This window comes from Serpens gallinarum (genome assembly GCF_014836765.1).
Classification (GTDB): Bacteria; Pseudomonadota; Gammaproteobacteria; order Pseudomonadales; family Pseudomonadaceae; genus Serpens; species Serpens gallinarum.
In genome coordinates this window covers 1-6,108 of the sequence record NZ_JACSQG010000018.1, presented here as the reverse complement: position 1 = coordinate 6,108, position 6,108 = coordinate 1, and the positions used below count along the sequence as shown (strand labels likewise).

The window sequence follows — 6,108 nt, the reverse complement described above, 5'->3', positions numbered from 1 at the left end:
GGGGGGGGGGGGGGGGGTGGGGGGTGGGGGGTATGCCAAAGGCCCACCCCTCACGGGGTGGGCCTTTGGTGAATGGTTGTCCGGCGGCGACCTACTCTCCCACCCCGTCTCCAGGGCAGTACCATCGGCGCTGAGAGGCTTAGCTTCCGGGTTCGGAATGGGACCGGGCGTTTCCCTCTCGCTATGACCGCCGTAACTCTATGGAGATGTTCGGGTCCCCCGGTTACGTGGGGGTGTGCCCGTATCTCGGGAACCGCACAGTGGACGCGTAGCAAAAAGTTTGTGTGTTATCAAGTTGTCGGCTTATTAGTACCGGTCAGCTTCAGCAGTCGTTAGTCCTGCCTTACACATCCGGCCTATCTACCCAGTGGTCTAGCTGGGAGCCTCTCCCCCTTGCGGGGATGGAAACCTCATCTTGAAGCAGGCTTCCCGCTTAGATGCTTTCAGCGGTTACCCCTTCCGAACGTAGCTAACCAGCCGTGCTCCTGGCGGAACAACTGGCACACCAGAGGTTCGTCCGTCCCGGTCCTCTCGTACTAGGGACAGCCCTTCTCAAGTTTCCTGCGCGCGCAGCGGATAGGGACCGAACTGTCTCACGACGTTCTAAACCCAGCTCGCGTACCGCTTTAATGGGCGAACAGCCCAACCCTTGGGACCTACTCCAGCCCCAGGATGCGACGAGCCGACATCGAGGTGCCAAACCATGCCGTCGATATGGACTCTTGGGCAAGATCAGCCTGTTATCCCCGGGGTACCTTTTATCCGTTGAGCGACGGCGCTTCCACAAGCCACCGCCGGATCACTAGTTCCGACTTTCGTCCCTGCTCGACCTGTCAGTCTCACAGTCAAGCTCCCTTGTGCACTTGCACTCGACACCTGATTGCCAACCAGGCTGAGGGAACCTTTGAGCGCCTCCGTTACATTTTAGGAGGCAACCGCCCCAGTTAAACTACCCACCAGGCACTGTCCCTGATCCGGATTACGGACCGAGGTTAGATATCCAGAGCGACCAGAGTGGTATTTCAACGTTGACTCCACACACACTGGCGTGCATGCTTCACAGTCTCCCACCTATCCTACACAAGCCGCACCGAACACCAATACCAAGCTATAGTAAAGGTCCCGGGGTCTTTCCGTCCTGCTGCGCGTAACGAGCATCTTTACTCGTAGTGCAATTTCGCCGAGTTCGCGGTTGAGACAGCGGAGAAGTCGTTACGCCATTCGTGCAGGTCGGAACTTACCCGACAAGGAATTTCGCTACCTTAGGATGGTTATAGTTACCACCGCCGTTTACTGGGGCTTAAATTCTGAGCTTCGCCCGAAGGCTGACCCGTCCTCTTAACCTTCCAGCACCGGGCAGGCGTCAGTCCGTATACATCGTCTTGCGACTTCGCACGGACCTGTGTTTTTAGTAAACAGTCGCTTCTCCCTGGTCTCTGCGGCCGTCAACGCTCGGGAAGCAAGTTCCGTCACGCATCGGGCCCCCCTTCTCCCGAAGTTACGGGGGCATTTTGCCGAGTTCCTTAACCACGATTCTCTCGATCGCCTTAGTATTCTCTACCTGACCACCTGAGTCGGTTTAGGGTACGGGCGGCTAGAACCTCGCGCCGAGGCTTTTCTTGGCAGCATAGGATCACCCAATTCGCGCATACGCGCTATCTATCAGTTCTCAGGCTATGTGAACAGCGGATTTGCCTACTGTTCGCCCTACAACCTTGGACACGGTCAACCATCGCCGTGCTGGGCTACCTTCCTGCGTCACCCCTGTTAATACGCTTACCTAGTACCGGTTCGGGTCGCGCGCCGCTCCCGCGATGTCTCCCGAAGGAGACGGTGCGGGTTAAGGGCGCTTAGCATCACCGGGTTCGGTATGGGCGGTTCTTCGCCGGTAGGAGAATATCAACTCCTTGTCCATCGACTACGCCTGTCGGCCTCGCCTTAGGTCCCGACTTACCCAGGGCGGATTAGCCTGGCCCTGGAACCCTTGGTCATTCGGCGGACGGGTTTCTCACCCGTCTTTCGCTACTCATGCCTGCATTCTCACTCGTGTAGGCTCCACCGCTGGGTTACCCCGCGACTTCACTGCCCACACGACGCTCCCCTACCCATCCACACGCCTGGACCACGAAGGCCTAGCGTTTGTGTGAATGCCACAGCTTCGGCGGTGTACTTGAGCCCCGCTACATTGTCGGCGCGGAATCACTTGACCAGTGAGCTATTACGCACTCTTTCAAGGGTGGCTGCTTCTAAGCCAACCTCCTGGTTGTCTGTGCAACTCCACATCCTTTCCCACTTAGCACACGCTTAGGGGCCTTAGCTGGTGGTCTGGGCTGTTTCCCTCTCGACTACGGAGCTTATCCCCCGCAGTCTCACTCCCGCGCTCTCACTTACCGGCATTCGGAGTTTGGCTGACGTCAGTAACCTTGTAGGGCCCATCGGCCATCCAGTAGCTCTACCTCCGGCAAGAAACACGCGAGGCTGCACCTAAATGCATTTCGGGGAGAACCAGCTATCACGAAGTTTGATTGGCCTTTCACCCCTAACCACAGGTCATCCCCCAGGTTTTCAACCCTGGTGGGTTCGGTCCTCCACGTAGTCTTACCCACGCTTCAACCTGCCCATGGCTAGATCACTTCGCTTCGGGTCTAGACCCAGCGACTCATTCGCCCTATTCAGACTCGCTTTCGCTACGGCTTCCCCACACGGGTTAACCTTGCCACTGAGCACTAACTCGCAGGCTCATTCTTCAAAAGGCACGCTGTCACCCCTGCTAGGGAGGCTCCAACGGATTGTAGGCACACGGTTTCAGGTACTATTTCACTCCCCTCCCGGGGTACTTTTCACCTTTCCCTCACGGTACTGGTCCGCTATCGGTCACTAGGTAGTATTTAGGCTTAGCAAGTGGTCTTGCCGGATTCACACGGGATTTCTCGGGCCCCGTGCTACTTGGGATCCCCTTCGGGAGGCCACGTCATTTCGTCTACGGGGGTCGCACCCTCTGTGCCGGGCCTTTCAATGCCCTTCGACTATAACGCGACTTTCTGACTCCCTGACCGGGTACCAGCCCGGTCTGAAAGGTCCCACAACCCCGCCCATGCAACGCCTGGTAGCTATCACACATGAACGGTTTGGCCTGTTCCGCTTTCGCTCGCCACTACTCACGGAATATCTCTTCCTGTCGGTACTGAGATGTTTCACTTCCCGACGTTCCCTCCACACACCCTATATATTCAGGTGCGGGTCACTGGACATGACTCCAGCGGGGTTTCCCCATTCGGAGATCCTCGGATCACGGTTCGTTTGCCAACTCCCCGAGGCTTATCGCAGGCTACAACGTCCTTCATCGGCTCCTAGTGCCAAGGCATCCACCCTGTGCCCTTAAAAACTTGACAACAAAAAATTGCAGAGAACAAAGATAAATCTTTGATCTTACAAAGATGCTCGCGTCCACTGTGCAGTTCTCAAGCTACGGACGATCCCACCCGCTCCCACGGCCTACCAACACAACCGGTTGGCGGTTCACCCAGGAGACGCGATGGCCCGTTCAGAGCGACCCCACCCATGCGGGCGGTTCCCTCAGGACCCAACAGTGTGCTTGGCGAACCCCTCCCCCGTACCCGTGATGTTCCACCACCCACCCGAAGGCAGACAGGTACTGACACGAACCGTCTTGGACGAGCTCTTCGTTAATGTTCCACCCTTGAGCAACCATCCACCCACGCGTTCGGCGAGTGCCATGGCCTCTGCACGACCACCCCGAAGGGCCGGCCGTGAGTGATGCTCCTTAGAAAGGAGGTGATCCAGCCGCACCTTCCGGTACGGCTACCTTGTTACGACTTAGTCCCAATCGCCAGTCCCACCTTCGACAGCTCCCTCCACAAGGGTTGGGCCACCGGCTTCGGGTGTTACCGACTTTCGTGACTTGACGGGCGGTGTGTACAAGGCCCGGGAACGTATTCACCGCAGCGTTGCTGATCTGCGATTACTAGCGACTCCGACTTCATGGGGTCGAGTTGCAGACCCCAATCCGAACTGAGACCGGCTTTTTGGGATTCGCTCCACCTCGCGGTATCGCAGCCCTTTGTACCGGCCATTGTAGCATGCGTGAAGCCCAAGACATAAGGGGCATGATGATTTGACGTCATCCCCACCTTCCTCCGAGTTGACCCCGGCAGTCTCTTATGAGTCCCCACCATGACGTGCTGGCAACATAAGACGAGGGTTGCGCTCGTTGCGGGACTTAACCCAACATCTCACGACACGAGCTGACGACAACCATGCACCACCTGTACACCGACCTTGCGGGGCAACCATCTCTGGAAGTTTCCGGTGTATGTCAAGCCTTGGTAAGGTTCTTCGCGTTGCATCGAATTAATCCGCATGCTCCGCCGCTTGTGCGGGCCCCCGTCAATTCCTTTGAGTTTTAGCCTTGCGGCCGTACTCCCCAGGCGGGGCACTTAATGCGTTTGCTGCGGCACGGAACTCGTGGAATGAGCCCCACACCTAGTGCCCAACGTTTACGGCATGGACTACCAGGGTATCTAATCCTGTTCGCTCCCCATGCTTTCGCTCCTCAGCGTCAGTTGCGGCCCAGTGACCTGCCTTCGCCATCGGTGTTCCTCCTGATATCTGCGCATTCCACCGCTACACCAGGAATTCCAGTCACCCCTACCGCACTCTAGTCTGCCCGTACCCGATGCAAGCTCAAGGTTGAGCCTTGAGTTTTCACACCAGACGCGACAAACCGCCTACGAGCTCTTTACGCCCAATAATTCCGGACAACGCTTGCGCCCTACGTATTACCGCGGCTGCTGGCACGTAGTTAGCCGGCGCTTCTTCTGCAGGTACCGTCACTTGCGCTTCTTCCCTGCTGAAAGAGGTTTACAACCCGAAGGCCTTCATCCCTCACGCGGCGTCGCTGCATCAGGCTTTCGCCCATTGTCCAATATTCCCCACTGCTGCCTCCCGTAGGAGTCTGGGCCGTGTCTCAGTCCCAGTGTGGCCGGTCGCCCTCTCAGGCCGGCTACCCGTCGTCGCCTTGGTAGGCCATTACCCCACCAACAAGCTGATAGGCCGCGAGTCCATCCCAGACCGATAAATCTTTCCAGACACTCCCCATGCAGGGGCATCTCATATCCAGTATTAGACCTCGTTTCCAAGGCTTATCCCGGAGTCTGGGGCAGGTTACTCACGTGTTACTCACCCGTTCGCCACTGATCCGCCCAGCAAGCTGGGCATCACCGTTCGACTTGCATGTGTTAAGCACGCCGCCAGCGTTCGTCCTGAGCCAGGATCAAACTCTCCGTAAATGTCTGCTATCAACCCCGAAGGATTAACAACCATACGAAGCGGACCCGAAGGTCCATAATCATGGCTACAAACCGAAAACATGACGTTTTCAATTCATACCAAATAAGTAGTCTCGACACGAACACACAACAACCACCAAACGATGGCCACCACGCGCCCATGACGGACAATTGGCATTAACTATCAAGCACACTGTTGAGTTCTCAAGCAACCGACACGCACCGAATCCAACCCGTTCCCAGGCCTTCACTCGGGGCAACTTCTCAAACCTACCAGACCGGCCTCTTCGTTTCAAACCCGGCGAACCGGACCGAACATCCAAGACGATCCCCGACGTCAGGTCCTGGAGGCGCGAGGCATCCAGGTCAAGATGTCGGATTTCAGTCCGGGGCAACAGCCACTTCGCGGCGGCTCCGAGGAGCTTCGCAGTGGTGTCTGTTCCTCCCTGCCGGGCTGACTTCGAGAACATTACGCGGCGTCCGGCGGCTCCGTCAACTCGCTGCCCCGTCTCGCCCCCGCCCCGCCGCGCCGGGCACCCGCGGTGCCTCCCTGAACCGGACCCTGTCGCCCGGCCTGACCTGCGCCGCCGCGTCGAGCGCCCCTCCCACGACGACCCCGATCACGGGGTACCCGCCCGTGACGGGGTGGTCGCGCAGGAACAGGACGGGACGCCCGTCGGGCGGGACCTGGATCGCGCCGGGGCCGAGCCCCTCGCTCGGGAGCTCGCCCGTCCGCCGGTCGATCCTCCGCCCCGCCCCCCCCCCGCCCCCCCCGCCCCCCCCCCCCCCCCCCCCCCCC

General features: G+C 58.6%; 1 protein-coding gene and 3 rRNA genes. All 4 read right to left on the bottom strand.

The genetic code is table 11. The annotated features are described in order from the left end of the window. Positions 1–78 precede the first annotated feature (78 nt). Positions 79–195, bottom strand: a 5S ribosomal RNA gene (gene rrf / locus H9642_RS18115). Positions 196–286: 91 nt separating this feature from the next. Then, positions 287–3,392, bottom strand: a 23S ribosomal RNA gene (locus tag H9642_RS18110). Between the two features lie 396 nt (positions 3,393–3,788). Continuing rightward, positions 3,789–5,309, bottom strand: a 16S ribosomal RNA gene (locus tag H9642_RS18105). The 16S, 23S and 5S rRNA genes sit together here, the layout of an rRNA operon. 492 nt (positions 5,310–5,801) lie before the next feature. Continuing rightward, positions 5,802–6,053 (bottom strand): 5-oxoprolinase subunit C family protein, encoded by a 252-nt coding sequence (locus H9642_RS18360; RefSeq protein ID WP_433962722.1) that lies wholly within the window; start codon positions 6,051–6,053, stop codon positions 5,802–5,804. Positions 6,054–6,108 lie beyond the last annotated feature (55 nt).